The sequence below is a fragment of the Mesorhizobium sp. P2_F8 genome (genome assembly GCF_056403655.1).
The window spans coordinates 194,898-210,880 of the sequence record NZ_JBFUFB010000010.1; the positions used below are offsets into that span (position 1 = coordinate 194,898).

Here is a 15,983-nt window from a genome sequence, read left to right on the forward strand (position 1 = left end):
CAAACGGCTTCAAGCGGAGATTGCGGGCAGGACGGATGCAAATCGGTTGAAGCGCTTGCCCCCTCGATGGGAGAGCCGGGACGCTTACCCGGCCGTGTAGCCGCCGTCGATCGCAAAGACGCCGCCACTGGTCCAGGCGGCCTCGTCGCTGGCGAGATAGACCGTGATGCCGGCCAGATCGTCGGGGCGGCCGATGCGGCCAAGCGGATAGCTGCGCTCGACATAGGCCGTCAGCTCCGCCTTTGCCTCGGCCGGCAGGTTGTCGACCGTGCTGCGCCGCATGGCGGTGTCGACCGTGCCGGGCGCGATGGCATTGACGCGGATGCCGCGCGGGCCGAGTTCGAAGGCCAGTGATTTGGTCAGCGAGTTCACCGCGCCCTTCGACAGGGAATAGAGGCTCGACGGCCGCTTCGGGATCATCTTGTTGGCGAAATAGGACGAGATGTTGATCACCGACGCGCCTGCTGCCAGATGCGGCAGCAGAGCCTGGGTGAGGAAGAACACCGCGGTTACATTGAGCGCGAAGGATTGCTGGAACTGTTCCTTGCTGACGGTCTCGAACGGCACCAGGAAAGCCACCCCGGCATTGTTGACGAGGATATCGAGCGGCCGACCGGAATGTTTCACGTACCCGGCCACGCCTTCGATGCCGACGCTGGTGGCAAGATCGGCCGACAGCGTCTCGACATTGCCGCCGAGGTGCTTGGCCGCGGCATCAAGTTTTTCGGTGTCGCGGCCGACGATCAGGACATCCGCACCCTCACGCGAAAAGGCCTCGGCGATCGCAAGGCCGATGCCGTCCGATCCGCCGGTAACCAGCGCGCGCTTGTCGTGAAGTCTCATTCTACGCTCCGAGGCAGCTTGGCCATCGAGAGCACCGCATATAAGCGGCCGCGGTCAAGCCATCGGCCTATCCGACGGTATGAACTTCGACCGCCGGCTCTCGCATGGGTTCCCGAATGGCGAGCCGTCCCGCGACATAGTTCTTGACCTGGCGGACCGCCTGTTCGCGCGAGACGCTGCCTGGCTGCAGGCCGAGCCGCAGCCAAAGCCCGTCGATCAATGCGGTGACGCCAAGCGCGATGTCGTCGGCATCCGCCGGCGAGGCAAGGCCGCGCAGGCCGGACAACAGGTTCGAGCGCATGCGCGCGTGGATCACTCTCTGGATACGCGCCATCTTCTCGTCGCGCGGCACCTCGGCGCAGAGCGAAAGCCAGGCATGGCACAGAGGCGGCTGAAAAAGATGCGGTTCGAAATTGCCCTCGATCACGGCATCCATCCGCTCCATCGGGGTGATCGCCCGGCGAAGGCGCGCGATCACCGCCTGACACAGGACGGCGTTGGCTTCGCGCATCGCGTGCTCGAACAACTCCTGCTTGTTGCGGAAATAGTGCAGCACGATTCCCTTCGAGGCGCCGGCCTGGGCCGCCACCTTTTCCAGCGTCGCGCCGGCAATGCCTTCGCGCTCCAGCACCGCGAACGCCGCCTGCCGCAGTTCCTTGCGGCGTATCTCGCTGAGACGCTTGAGTTTCACCGGATCGATCCATGCATTGCGATTCCACATTGACATTTTCGTCCGCACAGATCAACTATTGACCAATGGGACAATAAAAAGACCAATTGGTCAATTGTCGAAAATGAGGAGAACCGAAATGTTCCGCATCCTTGCGAATGGCGTCTGTCTCGCTGCCCTGGCGTTGGCCTGTTCTGCGGCTGAAGCTGCCGAGGCCGAACAGTGCAGGGCGGTCCGTATGGCCGAACCCGGCTGGAACGATCTGGCCTTCACCACCGGCGTTGCCAATGTCCTGCTGGGTGCACTCGGCTACCAGCCACAGAGCTCGGTGCTAGGCATCAACGTCATCTATGAAGGCATGAAGAACAACGATCTCGACCTGTTCCTCGGTTATTGGAATCCGGCCATGGTCACCTATTACGAGCCCTACAAGAAGGATGGCTCGGTCGAAGACGTGCGCGTCAATCTGGAAGGCGCCAAATACACCTTCGCCGTGCCGACCTACGTCTGGGACGCCGGCGTCAAGGATTTTGCCGACCTGCACAAGTTCGCCGACAAGTTCGGCAAGAAAATGTACGGCATCGAGCCCGGCTCGAACCAACTGATGATGGATGCCATTGCCGATCCCTCGCTTGGCCTCGACGGCTGGCAGGTCGTCGAGTCGAGTGAAGCTGGCATGCTGTCGGAGGTCGGCTATGAGATCAAGGAAAAGCAGTTCATCGTCTTCCAGGGCTGGGCGCCGCATCCGATGAACACGATGTACGATTTCAAATATCTCACCGGCGGCGACAAATTTTATGGCCCCAACCTCGGCGCCGCGACGGTGACCACGCAGGTGCGGAAGGGCTACCTGCAACAGTGCCCGAATGCCGGGCAATTGTTGAAAAACCTCACCTTTGACATCGATTTTGAAAATGTCGGCATGGGCTACCTGATCAATGACGGCATGAAGCCGGAAGAGGCGGGGCTGAAGGCGATCAAGCTGAACAAGGATCGTCTGGACACCTGGCTTGCCGGGGTCACCACATTCGACGGCAAGCCCGGCCTTACCGCGGTCAAGGAAAAGCTTGGCCTGTGAGACCGGCAGCATTTGATGCCTTTCCGAATGGCTGGGCGGAACAGGACGGCTGGGCTGGCCGCAAGCAATTCATCAATAGCGGCGATCTCGACATTGCTTATGTCGAGATCGCCGGCGCCGAGCCGGCGCTGCTGTTGGTGCACGGCTTCACTGACACCAGCCGCAGCTTTTCGCTCCTGGCGCCGCATCTGGCCGGACGTCGGCTGATCATGCCGGATCTGCGCGGCCATGGCGGGTCGCAAACTGGCGAAGGTTGCCGCATCGCCGATTTCGCAAGTGACATTGCTGGATTGATCGCCCACTTGCGACTTGACCGGCCGGTGCTCGTCGGCCATTCGCTGGGCGCCATGGTGGCTATCGCGTTGGCTGCGCGGCATAACGAACTCATCGGCGGGCTGGTATTGTTGGCCGGCACATTGAAGCCCGACCTGGCGCAGAACCATCCACTGGTCATGGGCGTTGAGGCTCTGCGCGACCCGATATCGCCGGACGACCCGTTCTATGCCTGGTGGCATGCCTGCCGGCCTGGCGTGCCCCAGCCCTTTCTCGCAGGCCTGGCCAAAGACGCCTCGGAGATGCCGGCATCACGCTGGCAAGCGACCCTGAAGGAAATTCGCCGCACCGATCTGAGTGACCTGGCGCGAGCCGTGCAGGCTCGAACGCTGATCATCGCCGGCCAGCACGACCCGCTGTTCGGCGAGGCGCATCAGCGGGCGCTGTTGGATGCCCTTGTTGGGGCAAGCCTCGTGCACGCCGAGGAGTGTGGCCACAATCCTCATTGGGAGGATCCGGCTTTTGTTGCCGAGGCCATCGGCAAGACATTCGGGCTCGGCTAGCGCCCGAACAACCGGTTGCACGTCCTGCCGGGCTTAGGCACCATCACTATCCCTGATCAAGCGGACCGCTGCCCAAGCCGCGAACGCGAGGTCGGGGACAGACGCAAAGTCTCGGTTGGTCTGGTCAGATCCTGCTGGACCGCTTGCCAAAACACCTGCCATGCAGGCGAACCGGCCAGCGTGGCCTCGTGGCGGGCGTGTGTTTCCGGGCTGTCAAATCCCATGACGCTGATGAAGACGTTTTCGATGGCCCGTATCGGCAGGCGCGGAAAGCTGTTTTCGGTATGCTCGGTAACGAACGCGGCGAACACGCGCGCGCCGGGTGCGGTCATCAGCGGCGCCATCTCGGGCTCGAAGCGACTGGCAAAAATGCCCTCGGCGCCTGGCCGCAAATGATGAATCCGGATCACAACAATGGCCGACAGGGGCTTGTTCCGGCTTGATTTTTTGTCGGCGGTCAAGCCTGCCCGCAGTGTGCCCGAGAGATCAAAACCGGCGCCTGGCCATGCCGGCTTGAGCAGCAACACATCGTCGGAATCGATCATTGTTGCGTTGGCCGCATTGCTATGCGCCGCCCAGATCGGCCCGCCATAAAAGGCGGTCAGTGCATCCCTGCGCGCGTCCATGCCGTCGAAACCGCGCATCCAGACGAACATGTCCGGACGATCGAGATCCCTGAACTGGCCGATGATGGTCATCCCGACGTCTTCCTGGCCCTCGATCAGTCTGCCGTCGAAGATGTCGATGAGCGTGTCACGCTTGCCGGGCTTCAGCGTGTATTGCCGCAGCTCGACCACAGGCGAGGCGAGCACCGCGGGTTGCGGCGTGGCATTCAGGGGCAGGTTCATCCGTCAGTCTCCAAGAACAGGGTGATTGTCCTGTTTATAAACAGACCGGTTGTCCTGTTTTGTCAACATGCTATTGTTCGGTAATGTCAGCAGAGATCACAACTCGACCGAGGCTTCGGTCGCGAAAGCGCATCAACGACCCCGAAGGCATGCGCAACAAGGTGCTCGATGTCGCGGAGGCGGCGTTTCAGGCGCGCGGCTATCATGCCTCCAGCCTCGGCGACCTGATGGCGGCGGCTGGTGTCAGCGGCGGCGCGCTGCACCACCATTTCCCGACCAAGAAGGCGCTGGCGCTGGCGGTGATCGACGAGCGTGTGGCGGCAGCGGTCGAAGCGACATGGATCGCGCCGGTGCGGGCGGCGGCTTCGGCACGCGAGGGCGTGCGCGCGGTGTTCGAGGCCGTGGCAGCGGAACTGGAACAGCAGGGTTTCGTGCGCGGCTGCCCGCTCAACAATCTGGCGCATGAACTGTCGCTCGCCGATCCCGATTTCCGGACGGCACTTGCCCGCATCTTTTCGGCATGGCGCCAGGCGATCGCCGACAAGGTCAGGGCCGACCAGCAGGCGGGCGGGGAGCAAGGCATCGACCCCCAGCGCTTTGCAGCACTTGCCGTAGCCACCTATTCCGGCGCCATGTCGATGGCCAAGACGGCGCAGGATGCGGGTGTGCTGCGCGACTGCCTGCCGGTGCAGGGCGAGGCCTGGAAATGATCCCGAAAGGTGATCGAGCAGTTCTGTGACGCTGTTGTCGCGATGTCGCGCGTTGAACTGGACGGCCGGCCGCTCTCCATGCTGAAATTCACCTCATGATGAATCGCCGCTCGCCTGGTTTGTTTTCTCGACGCAACTTTCTGGCCCAGGCCGCCGGATTGGCCGCGGCCGGCGCGTTGTCGTGCCCGGCACGCAGCCAGACCGGGCAGCGCGTCGAGCCGATCGACGCCACCTTCCTGTTCATCGCAGATGTCCATGCCTGTCGCATGGCGAGCGGCTTGAGCCCCAACTGCCAAAAGGAAGGCAAGACCGACGCCGCGCTGCTGCGCAACATCGCAGCGCTGAACGCCCTCGGCGACAAGGATTGGCCGGCCGAGATCAACGGCGTCGCCACCGGTCTGCGCTCGGCCGGCAGCCGTATCGGCACGCCGCTTGGGCTCGTCGTTGGCGGCGACATCACCGACGATGGCGGCGGCCAGATCACGCAGCCGAGCGAGGGCACCCAACTGCTCCAGTTCAGCCAGCGCTACCAGCAAGGTGTCGGTTCCGATCGCGTGCACGTGCCGGTCTATGTCGGGCTCGGCAACCACGATCTCGACCAGAACGGCCCGCCGCACCATGTCGACTGGTACCGGCGCGAAATGCGCGACTATGTCGAGGTCAATCACCGCGCCGGCGTATTCTTCAAGCCGCCGGTGCCGGCCACCGACTACGACGTCGACAGCGATTGTTATTCCTGGGACTGGGGCGGCCTGCATCTCGTACAGACGCATCGTTTCGCCGGCGACACCGGCCACGGCGCCGACAGCGGCCTGCCATGGCTGAAGCAGGATCTGGCCACCTACGCTGCGGATGGCCGCCCGGTCATCCTGTTCCAGCACTATGGCTGGGACACCTTCTCGATAGAACGGTGGGATGCCGCCAAAAGGACGTATGACGATGGCGGTGCCGGCGCGCCGCACTGGTGGAGCGAGGCCGACCGGCAGGCCCTGCTGGCGGCGCTGAAGGGCTACAATGTCGTCGCCATTTTCCATGGCCACAAGCACGACACACCGCTGATCTACCGCGGCGACGGGCTCGACCTCATCAAGCCGAAGGCTGCCTATATGGGTGGCTTCGCGCTGGCCAGGGTGACTAGCGACGCCATGGACGTGGTGCTGGGCGAGGCGACCGGTGATCATGGCGAGGTCGCCTTCACCAACGCCTTCAGCAAGGACTGGAGCACATGAAAAAGGCGGCCCTGGCGGCCGCCTTTCCCGGGCAAAAGCGATATCCGATGGGGATCAGAGCGCCTTCTTGATCTTGTCCTTCACGTCGCCATAGGCCTTCTGCACCTTGCCGGCGATCTTGTCGGCCGTGCCTTCGGCTTGGGTCTGCCTGTTGCCGGTCGCCTTGCCGGCAGCTTCCTTGACAGAGCCCTTGACCTGCTTGGCCATGCCCGCGACCTGATCCTTGTTCACCATTTTCCGCATCTCCTGGGAGTTTGAATTCGGGGAATTCGTCCGCGGAGGCTAACGAGCCGGCGTCGGTTAGGTTCCAAGCTTCCCCAGCCGCGAATCAAAGTTGCGCAACCGCTTTCGGCGTTAAGGCTGGCAGGCTAAAGGACTTCAGGACAATCGTGCGCTCGGGGAGAAAAATGGCTGAATTCACACTCTATATCGGCAACAAGTGCTTCTCCTCATGGTCGCTTCGGCCCTGGGTGGCGATGAAGCATCTGGAGATTCCGTTCGAGGAGGGGTTCGTGCGGCTGCGCACGCCCGAGACTGCGGCCAATCTCGGCAAGATTTCGCCGACCGGGCTGGTGCCGGTCTTGAATCACAATGGCAGGATCATCTGGGAAACTCTTGCCATCCTTGAATATCTTGCCGACCTGTTTCCTGAGAAAAATCTCTGGCCGGCCGATATCGGCGCCCGTGCGCTGGCGCGCTCCGTGGCGACCGAAATGCATTCCGGTTTTCGCGAGGTCCGCTATGGCTGGCCGATGAATTTGCGTCGCCCGAAAGGCCACAAGCCTCTCGACGCCGAGGGCGAGGCGCAGCGGGAGCGCATCGAGGCCCTGTGGCGCGAGTGCCGGGAAGGACACGGCAAGGGCGGCCCGTTCCTGTTCGGCCACTTCACCGCGGCTGACGCCATGTATGCACCGATCGTCACCCGCTTCGACACTTATGGCGGCACGCTGGCGCCCGACACCAGAGCCTATGTCGATGCGGTGCTTTCAACGCCAGCAATGCGTCACTGGTACGCGGAGGCCGCCAAGGAAACCTGGCCCGAGCCTGGTCCGCACGAACAGGACTGATCTGGCACGCGGCTTCGAGCCTCGCAGCCGCAAATATGGTTTCAGGCGATGCGGCTGAGGGGCGCCTGTCTGTCCCTCGCGGATGTCGGCGGCAACGCCAGGCGTGTCTGGCTTGGAGTGAGGCAGTCTCCACATGCATCCGGAATCGGCTGCGAACGAGAATTGACCGGAACGGCAATTCGGCATAATTCGTAACCAAATGGATACGTATTTTGCCGCAGGCTGACCCCGACCGTTCCGTTTTCCGCGCAATTGCCGATCCGACGCGGCGCGCGATCCTCGACCGCTTGCGGCAGGGACCGGCGCCGGTCAACGAACTTGCCTCGGCCTTTTCGCAGAGCCGGCCAGCGATCTCCAAGCATCTCAGGGTCCTGCGCGAGCTCCGGGTAGTCTCCGAACAGAAATATGGCCGCGAGCGGCTCTACCGGCTGGAACCGGCGGAGTTGAAGGACGTGGCCGACTGGATCTTGCCATATCGCGATTTCTGGCAAGCGAGCCTCGGCAGCCTGAAATCCTACCTGGAGAATGAATGATGGCCAACAACGACAGACCGCGCGCTATCGCCGATGTATCGGCGGGCACGATTCTCGCCACGGTAACGATCGCGGTGCCGCCCGAGCGAGTGTTTCGCGCGTTGACGGCGGACGACCAGATACCGCTCTGGTGGGGGTCGGACGAACTTTACCGGACGACGAGACATACCGCCGACTTGCGGCCGGGCGGGGCGTGGCGATCGGAAGGCAAGGGGGCCGACGGTCAGGACTTTCATGTCCAGGGCGAGTATCTCAGGGTGGAGCCGCCGCACCTTCTGGTGCTGACGTGGAAAGCGCCATGGGACGGCGACAACGTCACCACCGTGACCTACATGCTCGAGGCGGTGGGTGCCGGAACGCGGCTGACCTTACGCCATGAAGGGTTTGGCGTCCGTCAAGGCGCATGCCGCGATCACGGCTCCGGCTGGGAGCGCGTGCTCGGCTGGCTGACCACTTTCCTCACCGATGAAGCCGGCAGCAAGCCGCAAGGCGTGTTCCACTGCCGGCTGATCCCGCCCCGGCCCGACTTTGCCTTCACCCTGACCGATGCAGAAAAAACACTGATGAAGCAGCACTCGGACTATCTGCGCGGCAAATTGGGTGAGGGGGCTGTCATCCTGTTTGGGCCGGTCGCTGATCCCGCCGGTCCCTGGGGGCTCGGTATCGTGCGTGCCGTCGATGAGGCCGCCGTCCGGGCGCTGACCGAGGCGGACCCGACGGTTCGTTCCGGGTTGGGCTTTCGATACGAGATCCTGCCGATGATGACCGCCGTGATGTGAGGGCAAAAACAAAAACGCCCCTCGCGCCTTTTATCGCGCGGGAGGCGTCTTTTGCCGTCAACCTTTCCTTCGATTGCTCTCATGAACTGCTGACGACACAGCTAAAATGCACGGGCGCCGATCTGGTTCCCGGCATGTTGCGTTTTTTTGGAGCGGCGGCGTTTCGTTTCCTTCTCGCCGGACAACTTTGCGCCTGATCTCGATGGCGGCTAAACCAGAAATTGACACGGCGCAAAAAGAAGCCTACAAGAATTTCGTCGATATTTGTTTGACCGACTTTTGTTATCCGCGCACGCTTGCGCGCCTTTGACGAACTTCCCCATCAAAAATCGAGACAAAAATCGTTGTGCATTCGCACCGCGATTAACGAATATTTGCCATGGAAAGGGTTCGTCATGAGCACCGGCACAGTTAAATGGTTCAACGCCACCAAGGGTTTTGGTTTTATTCAGCCTGACGACGGCTCGGCCGACGTTTTTGTCCACATCTCGGCCGTAGAGCGCGCCGGCATGCGCGACATCGTCGAGGGCCAGAAGCTCGGCTACGAGATGGTCCGCGACAACAAGTCGGGCAAGATGTCCGCCGACCAGTTGAAGGCGGCCTGAAAACAGAATTCAGCCTTCCCGGTGACCACGGATGTACTGGCACCGGTGAATGGCGAATTCGGGCGCTTGGCCGCGGAGACTTGAGTTTCTACGGCATGCGCATGTGAAGGGCGTTGCCTTGCATCCCTGGTGCATCCTTCTGGATGTCACCTGTGCATCCTTCTGGATGTCATTGGATGCGCGGCGCTCTCATGGGGAGGTCAGGCGGTGCCTGGCCTTTTTCATTTTGCGCGTCTTGCCGCCGAAAGTGCACTGCGCGTCGGCCTGAACGTGCTAAGGGACGCTCCAGCAATTTGAATCCGCTGCCGTATTGCTTTGTGCGTGGTCCTGACCGAAGACCCGGTCTCGCCATGTCTGCACCAGCTCCTGACAGGAGAAAGATTTTGACCGCCAATTCGAAGACAGCCCCTGATCAGGCCGTGTCCCTGTTCAGCAAGACGCAGACCCAGTCGATGTCACTCAACCGCATCATTTCCGAGCGCGATGCCGTCAGCGAGGCGCGGGAAGCCAAGACCGCGCGGCTACGCGAACAGCGCCTGGAGAAGGAGGCCGATGAGATGGCCGCGGCCGCGGCTCTCGCCGCTTTGCCGAAACGAGTCGGAAAACGCTGATGGCCACCAAGCGCGTCCCGCCTACTCCGATTGCGACCGATGCGACCATTGCCGACATGGTCGAAGGCCTCGACAAGCCGGTCGAATATGTCCGGCGCGTGCTGGAAAAACTCGAACGCTGCAAGCGTGCCCATGGGGACGCCCAGGTGCGCGTCGGCGTGCGTGGCCGGGCTGAGTGCCCGAACTACCTGATCGAGTATGTCCGCGAAGACACCAAGACGCATGAGCGGGTGACTTATCAGGATGCCGCCTACAGCGGCAGCACGCATCGCGAACTGGCGCCCCACCACATCGAGGCGGTTAAGAACTGGTCGCCCGAGGAAATGAACATCACGGCGGTTTCGGCGCTGATCGGCCGCTTGCGCAATCCGCGCGCTCCATCATCGCGTTTCGCCGACGAGGACTGACATGGCCATAAAATTCTCCGCCAAGGACCAGCCTGCAACGCCAGCTGCTGCAAAACCGGGCAAACCGGTTGCCGCGCCGAAAGCCGACGAAGCCGCGACCGATCTGTTCAAGTCGCCGGTGGATGCGCCAAAGGGCAAGACAGGCAAGAAGAAATAACACCTTGCCGCAAGACGCCGATCACAACCCTGCCGAGCCGGGACTGTTCGCCTTCGCGGCCGCTGCAAGTCTTTCGTCGTCGCAACGCAGCACCGGCCCTGTCTTCGACTGCCAGAGCTGCGGCGCCTGCTGTTCCTATTCGGCGGAGTGGCCGCGCTTTTCCACCGAGGATGACGCCCATCTCGACCGCATCCCGGAAAAATATGTGGCAGCCAACTTGTCCGGCATGCGCTGCGACGGCGTGCGCTGCTCGGCGCTCTCCGGCGAGATCGGCAAGTCGACCGCTTGTGGCATCTATGAAGTCCGCCCGGATGTCTGCCGCGCCTGCATGCCGGGCGACGACGATTGCCTGATGGCGCGCCGCGCGCACGGATTGCCGACGTCTTAAAGTCCTTTTTTTCGCACAGGTTGTCGCAAGACCGCTGCGCACTTTCGGACGACACGCACCGGCAACGACAGCCGGCGGCTTGTGTGCAACCTCCTTGCTGGCTACGCTGCTACAGGGCAGGCGCGCCGGGAGGAACCATCGTGAGCATCGAATTTCTGTTGACGTCGCTGATCGTCGTGGCTTCGCCCGGCACCGGTGTTCTCTACACGCTGAGCGCCGGCCTTTCGCGCGGCGCACGCGCCTCGATCATCGCCGCCTTCGGCTGCACGCTCGGCATCATTCCGCACATGGCAGCCGCCATCACCGGCCTTGCGGCGCTGCTGCACACCAGCGCGGTTGCCTTCGAGACGCTGAAATATCTCGGCGTCGCCTATCTGCTCTACATGGCCTGGAACACACTGAAGGAGAAGGGTGGCCTGAGCGTCGAGCAGGATGTGACGCCCCGCTCCGCCGGCAAGGTGATTGCGACCGGCGTCCTCGTCAACGTGCTCAATCCGAAACTGTCGATCTTCTTCTTCGCCTTCCTGCCGCAATTCGTCAGCACCACCGAGCCGAATGCGCTGTCGAAGATGCTGGAGCTCAGCTCCGTCTTCATGCTCCTGACCTTCGTTGTTTTCGTCGGCTACGGCATCTTCGCCGCCTCGATCCGCAGCCATGTCGTGTCGCGGCCGATGGTGCTGACCTGGATGCGCAGGACCTTCGCCGGCGCCTTTGTCATGCTCGGCGCAAAACTGGCCTTGGCAGACCGGTAGCGGCGAGCGGTCAGGGGCGGCTATCCCTTGACGTACCCCATCGCTTCGACGATCAGCCCGCCCTCGACGCGCATCAGATTGACGCCGCGGATGGAGTGGCCATCGGCGAGCCAATAGCGCCAACGGATCGTCGCCCGTTCGCCCGCAACGAATGTCTCCTCAAGGTCGAATCGCGTGCCGGGCTGGGTGGCGATCGCTGACCACAGCTGGACGCACGCCTCCCGACCGACATGACGGGCGCCGTCCGGTGCCGGCACGGTGTTTTCGATCACGCAGTGTTCGGCGACCAGGCCGGGGAGTGCCGACGGATCATGCAACTGGAACACGTCGTTGAAGCGCTGCATGATTTCAGCTGTCTGCCTGGACTGTTCGTCGGGATGAACGGTCACGATGCTGTCCTGTTTCATCTCATCCTCCTGATTTCATTGTTGCGTAGCGGCGGTCGCGACGAGCTCGGCTTTCAGCGTGATGGTTGCCACGCCGGCCAGGGCGCGCGACACAAGGCATGCCGCTTTCGCCGTTTCCGCAAGGTTCTGGAATTCGTCCGGGGCAATGCCCGGGATCTCGGCTTGGGTCTCAATTTCGATGCGGGTGATCGTCGGCCCCGCAGCGGTTGCGCCGAGATGCACCTTGGCGATCGTGTTGATGCTTGTCGGGACGTACTTGGCGCCGCCCAGTATGGCGCTCAAAGCCATCGAGAAGCAGCCGGCATGCGCTGCCGCGATCAGTTCCTCCGGGTTCGTGCCCGGACCGTTTTCGAAACGCGACGGAAAGGAATAAGCGCCTTCGAACACACCGCTGCCGAGCCGTAGCCGTCCTGAGCCTTCCTTCAGCGTGCCTTGCCACTCGGCCGAAGCTTTACGAATTGTCATTGTCTGCACTCCTTGGTTCCGAGAAATGGATGGGTCAGGCGCCGTCGACGACCACTTTTCCGAAGACGTCGCCCTGCTGGAAATAGCGGTACGCATCACCGGCTTGGGTGAAGGCAAAGACCTTGTCGATGACGGGCCGCAGCCGGTGATGTGAGACAGCGCGCAGCATGGCTTCGAGATTGGTCCGGCTGCCGACGAACAGGCGGCTGATGGTGGCGAGGCTGCGCTGGTAGAGCGCTGCCGGCATCTCGATTGACCTGCCTTGCTGGTCCTGCAGCGTCAGCAGCACGATGTGCCCGTAGAGCGTGCTGGCGATCAGCGATTGCGCGAATGTCGCCGGGCCGCCGGTTTCGACAACGAGGTCGATGCCGCCTGTCTGGTCGCGGACAGTCGCACCCCATTCGGGCATCTCCGAAGTCGAGATCACAAGGTCGGCGCCCAGCATCCGCAGCCTCTCGGCCTTCTCGCCACGTGAGGTGACGGCGACGACGCGGCAGCCGAGCAGCTTGGCGAACTGTAGCGCAAACAGCGAGACGCCGCCCGAGCCGATGACCAGAACCCACTGGCCAGGCTTCGGAATTCCAGCGCCGGTCACCGCATTCCAGGCGGTCAGGCCGGCGCAGGTCAGCGTTGCTGCTTCGTGCCAGTCGAGATGATCTGGCAAGCGCACGGCCCATTGCTCGTCGAGAACGGCATGTTCGGCCAGCATGCCGTCAAGCGTGCAGCCGAGCTGGTCGATGAGGCCGGCGTTGATGCGGCCGTCGATCCAGCGGGCGAAATAGCTGCCGGTCACGCGATCGCCAACGGCAAAGCGGGTGACGGCATCGCCGATGGCGACGATTTCGCCAGCCCCGTCGCTCAGGGGAACGACGCCCTGGCGTGGCGTCAGCGGATAGGCGCCGTTGAGGATCATCGTGTCGCGCCGGTTGAGCGAGGTGGCGCGAACGCGCACGACGATCTCATGCGGTTTCGGCTCCGGGCGCGCTTCGTCGCGCATCACCAGGCGTTCCGCCCCGCTGGATCCTTCAAGACGATAGGCGTTCATGTCGACCTCTCAAATATATAGACTGATCTACATATTATGTAGACCGATTGTCATATTTGATGCAAGGCATATAATGATGGCTACTGACAGAGGTTGACATGGCCAACGACACCCGCACCCGCATACTCGAGACGACAGCGCTGCTGCTCAGGCAGCGCGGCTATCACGGCACCTCGCTCAACGACATTTTGAGCGCCAGCGGTGCGCCGCGCGGCTCGCTCTACTTCCATTTTCCCGGCGGCAAGGACCAACTGGTCATCGAGGTGACGCGTGACAGCGTCGACAAGGTGACGAAAAGGCTCGGCGCGGCATTGGCCGCCGAGCAGGATCCGGCAGTGGCCGTCCACCATATCTACCAGGAGGTCGGACACATGCTCGAGGAGAACCAATTCACGCTCGGCTGCCCGATCGCACCCGTGGTGTTGGATTCACCGGTCGATGTACCGGAGCTGGCCGAATTGTGCCGGTCGGCCTTCGAGCAATGGATCGGCCTTCTGCAACAGGCCTTCGTCAGGGCAGGGGTGCCCGAGCGCCGCGCCCATGCCCTGGCGCTGCTGGTCGAATCGTCGCTGGAAGGGCTGATGGTGATCGCGCGCGCCACCCGCGACCGTGCCCCGCTGCAGGCGGTCGCCGACGAAGTCGCGGCACTGATTGAAGGCGCGGTGCTGGCTGGAGAGGCAGGGCGACGCGCGGATGCCGCGGTCTGAGGCCGCTGCGATCAAGGTGCAGGCGAACAAAAAGGGCGCCTTTCGGCGCCCTTTCCATAAGCTCAGCGAGATTGGCTGGATTAGAAGTCCATGCCGCCACTCAAGCCCGCTTGCGGGCTTGAGCAACTTGGATTCATGGGCATGTTTATGGACTTCTTAGAAGTCCATACCGCCCATGCCGCCCATGCCGCCGCCGCCCATGCCGCCAGGCATGCCGCCGCCAGCCGACTCCTTCTTCGGAGCCTCCGCGATCATGGCTTCGGTGGTGACGAGCAGGCCGGCAACCGAGGCCGCGTCCTGGAGAGCCGTGCGCACGACCTTGACCGGATCGACGATACCCATGGCGATCATGTCGCCATACTCGCCGGTCTGGGCGTTGTAACCGAAGGTCGCGCCCTTGTTCTCAAGGATCTTGCCGGCAACGATCGATGCTTCCGCACCGGCGTTCGCCGCGATCTGGCGGGCCGGAGCCTGCAGTGCACGACGAACGATGTTGATGCCAGCGGCCTGGTCGGCATTGGCGCCGGTGGCCTTGATGTTGGCCGAAGCGCGCAGCAGGGCGACGCCGCCGCCTGCAACGATGCCTTCTTCCACGGCCGCGCGGGTCGCGTTGAGGGCGTCATCGACGCGGTCCTTCTTTTCCTTGACTTCGACTTCCGTCGCGCCGCCGACGCGGATCACCGCAACGCCGCCCGCGAGCTTCGCGAGACGTTCCTGCAGCTTCTCCTTGTCGTAGTCCGAGGTGGTCTCTTCGATCTGCTGCTTGATCTGGGCAACGCGGCCCTGGATCTCGGCCTTCTTGCCGGCGCCGTCGACGATGGTGGTGTTCTCCTTGGAGATCGACACCTTCTTGGCGCGGCCGAGCATGTTGAGGCCGACGTTCTCGAGCTTGATGCCGAGGTCTTCCGAAATGACCTGGCCACCGGTGAGGATGGCGATGTCTTCCAGCATGGCCTTGCGGCGATCACCGAAGCCCGGCGCCTTGACGGCGGCGATCTTCAGGCCGCCACGCAGCTTGTTGACGACCAGCGTGGCCAGAGCCTCGCCTTCGACGTCTTCCGAGATGATGAGCAGCGGCTTCGAGGTCTGCACGACGGCTTCGAGAACCGGCAGCATGGCCTGAAGGTTGGAGAGCTTCTTCTCGTGCAGGAGGATGTAGACGTCCTCGAGCTCGGCAACCATCTTGTCGGCGTTGGTGACGAAGTAGGGGCTGAGGTAGCCGCGGTCGAACTGCATGCCTTCGACGACTTCGAGTTCGGTCTCGGCGGTCTTGGCTTCCTCGACCGTGATGACGCCCTCGTTGCCGACCTTCTGCATCGCTTCCGCGATCATCTTGCCGACCGACTCGTCGCCATTGGCCGAGATCGTGCCGACCTGGGCAACTTCCTCGGAGGTCTTGATCTTCTTGGCAGCCTTGCCAAGCGCCGCGACGACTTCGGTCACGGCCAGATCGATGCCGCGCTTCAGGTCCATCGGGTTCATGCCTGCGGCAACCGACTTGTGGCCTTCCTGGACGATCGACTGCGCCAGAACGGTCGCGGTCGTGGTGCCGTCGCCGGCAATGTCGTTGGTCTTCGAAGCAACTTCGCGGACCATCTGCGCGCCCATGTTTTCGAACTTGTCCTCGAGCTCGATTTCCTTGGCGACGGTGACGCCGTCCTTGGTGATGCGCGGGGCGCCGAACGACTTGTCGATAACGACGTTGCGGCCCTTGGGGCCGAGCGTGACCTTCACCGCGTCGGCGAGGATGTTGACGCCGCGCAGCATGCGCTCGCGGGCATCACGGGAGAATTTTACGTCTTTGGCAGCCATTTTTAACTCCTGGCAAGGGCTTGGATTGAGCCCG

The 15,983-nt window shown here is 62.7% G+C and carries 23 protein-coding genes; 15 read left to right on the plus strand and 8 right to left on the minus strand.

Going from position 1 to position 15,983, the window contains the following annotated elements; genetic code table 11:
- Nucleotides 1-84: 84 nt before the first annotated feature.
- The gene (locus tag AC1DZP_RS24610) at nt 85-843 is read right to left on the minus strand and encodes an SDR family NAD(P)-dependent oxidoreductase (RefSeq protein WP_477305948.1); all 759 of its coding nucleotides are present in this window, start codon (nt 841-843) and stop codon (nt 85-87) included.
- Nucleotides 844-910: 67 nt separating this feature from the next.
- Complete coding sequence (betI, locus tag AC1DZP_RS24615; RefSeq protein ID WP_477226344.1) at nt 911-1,570, minus strand: choline-binding transcriptional repressor BetI; 660 nt, start codon at nt 1,568-1,570, stop codon at nt 911-913.
- An 82-nt stretch (nt 1,571-1,652) separates the two neighbouring features.
- On the opposite strand from betI, the gene choX reads away from it, so the two are divergent.
- Together choX and AC1DZP_RS24625 are read left to right on the plus strand one after the other, a co-directional pair.
- Nucleotides 1,653-2,591 (plus strand): choline ABC transporter substrate-binding protein, encoded by a 939-nt coding sequence (gene choX / locus AC1DZP_RS24620; RefSeq protein ID WP_477305950.1) that lies wholly within the window; start codon nt 1,653-1,655, stop codon nt 2,589-2,591.
- The gene (locus AC1DZP_RS24625) at nt 2,588-3,427 is read left to right on the plus strand and encodes an alpha/beta fold hydrolase (protein WP_477305952.1); all 840 of its coding nucleotides are present in this window, start codon (nt 2,588-2,590) and stop codon (nt 3,425-3,427) included. Before choX ends, AC1DZP_RS24625 begins: the two co-directional genes overlap by 4 nt.
- 56 nt (nt 3,428-3,483) lie before the next feature.
- Here the strand turns inward: AC1DZP_RS24625 and AC1DZP_RS24630 are convergent, their stop codons facing one another.
- Nucleotides 3,484-4,275, minus strand: coding sequence for an NIPSNAP family protein (locus AC1DZP_RS24630; protein WP_477305954.1), 792 nt, complete (start codon nt 4,273-4,275; stop codon nt 3,484-3,486).
- 149 nt (nt 4,276-4,424) lie between these two features.
- On the opposite strand from AC1DZP_RS24630, the gene AC1DZP_RS24635 reads away from it, so the two are divergent.
- Both AC1DZP_RS24635 and AC1DZP_RS24640 read left to right on the plus strand, forming a co-directional pair.
- On the plus strand, nt 4,425-4,985 hold the full coding sequence (locus tag AC1DZP_RS24635; RefSeq protein WP_477305956.1) for a TetR/AcrR family transcriptional regulator: 561 nt from the start codon (nt 4,425-4,427) through the stop codon (nt 4,983-4,985).
- Nucleotides 4,986-5,080: 95 nt separating this feature from the next.
- Complete coding sequence (locus AC1DZP_RS24640) at nt 5,081-6,214, plus strand: metallophosphoesterase (RefSeq protein WP_477305957.1); 1,134 nt, start codon at nt 5,081-5,083, stop codon at nt 6,212-6,214.
- A 54-nt stretch (nt 6,215-6,268) separates the two neighbouring features.
- Here AC1DZP_RS24640 and AC1DZP_RS24645 read toward each other — a convergent pair whose 3' ends face one another.
- Entirely contained in the window at nt 6,269-6,457 is a 189-nt protein-coding gene (locus tag AC1DZP_RS24645; protein ID WP_477226350.1) for a CsbD family protein, read from the minus strand.
- 164 nt (nt 6,458-6,621) lie between these two features.
- Between AC1DZP_RS24645 and AC1DZP_RS24650 the strand changes: the two genes are divergently transcribed.
- The 10 genes from AC1DZP_RS24650 (at nt 6,622) to AC1DZP_RS24695 (ending at nt 11,513) form a co-directional block, all read left to right on the plus strand.
- Nucleotides 6,622-7,281 (plus strand): glutathione S-transferase family protein, encoded by a 660-nt coding sequence (locus AC1DZP_RS24650; RefSeq protein WP_477305959.1) that lies wholly within the window; start codon nt 6,622-6,624, stop codon nt 7,279-7,281.
- 212 nt (nt 7,282-7,493) lie between these two features.
- Nucleotides 7,494-7,814 carry an ArsR/SmtB family transcription factor gene (locus AC1DZP_RS24655; protein ID WP_477305961.1) on the plus strand — a complete coding sequence of 107 codons (321 nt, stop codon included), beginning with the start codon at nt 7,494-7,496 and terminating at the stop codon, nt 7,812-7,814.
- Nucleotides 7,811-8,593 carry an SRPBCC domain-containing protein gene (locus AC1DZP_RS24660; protein ID WP_477305963.1) on the plus strand — a complete coding sequence of 261 codons (783 nt, stop codon included), beginning with the start codon at nt 7,811-7,813 and terminating at the stop codon, nt 8,591-8,593. The genes AC1DZP_RS24655 and AC1DZP_RS24660 overlap by 4 nt, the downstream gene beginning before the upstream one ends.
- 106 nt (nt 8,594-8,699) lie before the next feature.
- Entirely contained in the window at nt 8,700-8,903 is a 204-nt protein-coding gene (locus AC1DZP_RS24665) for a hypothetical protein (RefSeq protein WP_477305965.1), read from the plus strand.
- 85 nt (nt 8,904-8,988) lie between these two features.
- Nucleotides 8,989-9,198, plus strand: coding sequence for a cold-shock protein (locus tag AC1DZP_RS24670; protein ID WP_010915421.1), 210 nt, complete (start codon nt 8,989-8,991; stop codon nt 9,196-9,198).
- Between the two features lie 383 nt (nt 9,199-9,581).
- Nucleotides 9,582-9,809 carry a hypothetical protein gene (locus AC1DZP_RS24675; RefSeq protein WP_095086096.1) on the plus strand — a complete coding sequence of 76 codons (228 nt, stop codon included), beginning with the start codon at nt 9,582-9,584 and terminating at the stop codon, nt 9,807-9,809.
- Entirely contained in the window at nt 9,809-10,216 is a 408-nt protein-coding gene (locus tag AC1DZP_RS24680) for a hypothetical protein (RefSeq protein WP_477287079.1), read from the plus strand. Before AC1DZP_RS24675 ends, AC1DZP_RS24680 begins: the two co-directional genes overlap by 1 nt.
- Before the next feature lies 1 nt (nt 10,217).
- A complete protein-coding gene (locus tag AC1DZP_RS24685; protein ID WP_477305967.1) occupies nt 10,218-10,373 on the plus strand; it encodes a hypothetical protein in 156 nt (51 codons plus the stop codon).
- 4 nt (nt 10,374-10,377) lie between these two features.
- Nucleotides 10,378-10,761: a YkgJ family cysteine cluster protein gene (locus tag AC1DZP_RS24690; protein ID WP_477305969.1), complete on the plus strand. Its 384-nt coding sequence runs from the start codon at nt 10,378-10,380 to the stop codon at nt 10,759-10,761.
- Nucleotides 10,762-10,901: 140 nt separating this feature from the next.
- On the plus strand, nt 10,902-11,513 hold the full coding sequence (locus AC1DZP_RS24695) for a LysE family translocator (RefSeq protein WP_457150662.1): 612 nt from the start codon (nt 10,902-10,904) through the stop codon (nt 11,511-11,513).
- Nucleotides 11,514-11,533: 20 nt separating this feature from the next.
- Here the strand turns inward: AC1DZP_RS24695 and AC1DZP_RS24700 are convergent, their stop codons facing one another.
- Genes AC1DZP_RS24700 through AC1DZP_RS24710 form a run of 3 tightly spaced genes read right to left on the minus strand, consistent with a single transcriptional unit; the run spans nt 11,534 to nt 13,430 of the window.
- The gene (locus AC1DZP_RS24700) at nt 11,534-11,920 is read right to left on the minus strand and encodes a nuclear transport factor 2 family protein (protein ID WP_477305971.1); all 387 of its coding nucleotides are present in this window, start codon (nt 11,918-11,920) and stop codon (nt 11,534-11,536) included.
- Nucleotides 11,921-11,935: 15 nt separating this feature from the next.
- Nucleotides 11,936-12,385 carry an OsmC family protein gene (locus tag AC1DZP_RS24705; RefSeq protein WP_477305973.1) on the minus strand — a complete coding sequence of 150 codons (450 nt, stop codon included), beginning with the start codon at nt 12,383-12,385 and terminating at the stop codon, nt 11,936-11,938.
- Between the two features lie 34 nt (nt 12,386-12,419).
- Nucleotides 12,420-13,430, minus strand: coding sequence for a zinc-dependent alcohol dehydrogenase family protein (locus AC1DZP_RS24710; RefSeq protein WP_477305975.1), 1,011 nt, complete (start codon nt 13,428-13,430; stop codon nt 12,420-12,422).
- A 98-nt stretch (nt 13,431-13,528) separates the two neighbouring features.
- Between AC1DZP_RS24710 and AC1DZP_RS24715 the strand changes: the two genes are divergently transcribed.
- Entirely contained in the window at nt 13,529-14,137 is a 609-nt protein-coding gene (locus AC1DZP_RS24715) for a TetR/AcrR family transcriptional regulator (protein ID WP_477305977.1), read from the plus strand.
- A 156-nt stretch (nt 14,138-14,293) separates the two neighbouring features.
- Here the strand turns inward: AC1DZP_RS24715 and groL are convergent, their stop codons facing one another.
- The gene (groL, locus tag AC1DZP_RS24720) at nt 14,294-15,949 is read right to left on the minus strand and encodes a chaperonin GroEL (protein ID WP_095086076.1); all 1,656 of its coding nucleotides are present in this window, start codon (nt 15,947-15,949) and stop codon (nt 14,294-14,296) included.
- Nucleotides 15,950-15,983 lie beyond the last annotated feature (34 nt).

What these genes read in the sequence shown, in the direction of transcription:
- AC1DZP_RS24665 (WP_477305965.1), top strand. Translation starts at nt 8,700, where the DNA reads ATGCACGGGCGCCGATCTGGTTCCCGGCATGTTGCGTTTTTTTGGAGC.
- AC1DZP_RS24660 (WP_477305963.1), top strand. Translation starts at nt 7,811, where the DNA reads ATGATGGCCAACAACGACAGACCGCGCGCTATCGCCGATGTATCGGCG.
- AC1DZP_RS24710 (WP_477305975.1), bottom strand. Translation starts at nt 13,430, where the DNA reads ATGAACGCCTATCGTCTTGAAGGATCCAGCGGGGCGGAACGCCTGGTG.
- AC1DZP_RS24650 (WP_477305959.1), top strand. Translation starts at nt 6,622, where the DNA reads ATGGCTGAATTCACACTCTATATCGGCAACAAGTGCTTCTCCTCATGG.
- AC1DZP_RS24680 (WP_477287079.1), top strand. Translation starts at nt 9,809, where the DNA reads ATGGCCACCAAGCGCGTCCCGCCTACTCCGATTGCGACCGATGCGACC.
- AC1DZP_RS24635 (WP_477305956.1), top strand. Translation starts at nt 4,425, where the DNA reads ATGCGCAACAAGGTGCTCGATGTCGCGGAGGCGGCGTTTCAGGCGCGC.
- AC1DZP_RS24670 (WP_010915421.1), top strand. Translation starts at nt 8,989, where the DNA reads ATGAGCACCGGCACAGTTAAATGGTTCAACGCCACCAAGGGTTTTGGT.
- AC1DZP_RS24645 (WP_477226350.1), bottom strand. Translation starts at nt 6,457, where the DNA reads ATGCGGAAAATGGTGAACAAGGATCAGGTCGCGGGCATGGCCAAGCAG.
- AC1DZP_RS24630 (WP_477305954.1), bottom strand. Translation starts at nt 4,275, where the DNA reads ATGAACCTGCCCCTGAATGCCACGCCGCAACCCGCGGTGCTCGCCTCG.
- AC1DZP_RS24715 (WP_477305977.1), top strand. Translation starts at nt 13,529, where the DNA reads ATGGCCAACGACACCCGCACCCGCATACTCGAGACGACAGCGCTGCTG.
- AC1DZP_RS24700 (WP_477305971.1), bottom strand. Translation starts at nt 11,920, where the DNA reads ATGAAACAGGACAGCATCGTGACCGTTCATCCCGACGAACAGTCCAGG.
- choX (WP_477305950.1), top strand. Translation starts at nt 1,653, where the DNA reads ATGTTCCGCATCCTTGCGAATGGCGTCTGTCTCGCTGCCCTGGCGTTG.
- groL (WP_095086076.1), bottom strand. Translation starts at nt 15,949, where the DNA reads ATGGCTGCCAAAGACGTAAAATTCTCCCGTGATGCCCGCGAGCGCATG.
- AC1DZP_RS24640 (WP_477305957.1), top strand. Translation starts at nt 5,081, where the DNA reads ATGATGAATCGCCGCTCGCCTGGTTTGTTTTCTCGACGCAACTTTCTG.
- betI (WP_477226344.1), bottom strand. Translation starts at nt 1,570, where the DNA reads ATGTCAATGTGGAATCGCAATGCATGGATCGATCCGGTGAAACTCAAG.
- AC1DZP_RS24685 (WP_477305967.1), top strand. Translation starts at nt 10,218, where the DNA reads ATGGCCATAAAATTCTCCGCCAAGGACCAGCCTGCAACGCCAGCTGCT.
- AC1DZP_RS24705 (WP_477305973.1), bottom strand. Translation starts at nt 12,385, where the DNA reads ATGACAATTCGTAAAGCTTCGGCCGAGTGGCAAGGCACGCTGAAGGAA.
- AC1DZP_RS24610 (WP_477305948.1), bottom strand. Translation starts at nt 843, where the DNA reads ATGAGACTTCACGACAAGCGCGCGCTGGTTACCGGCGGATCGGACGGC.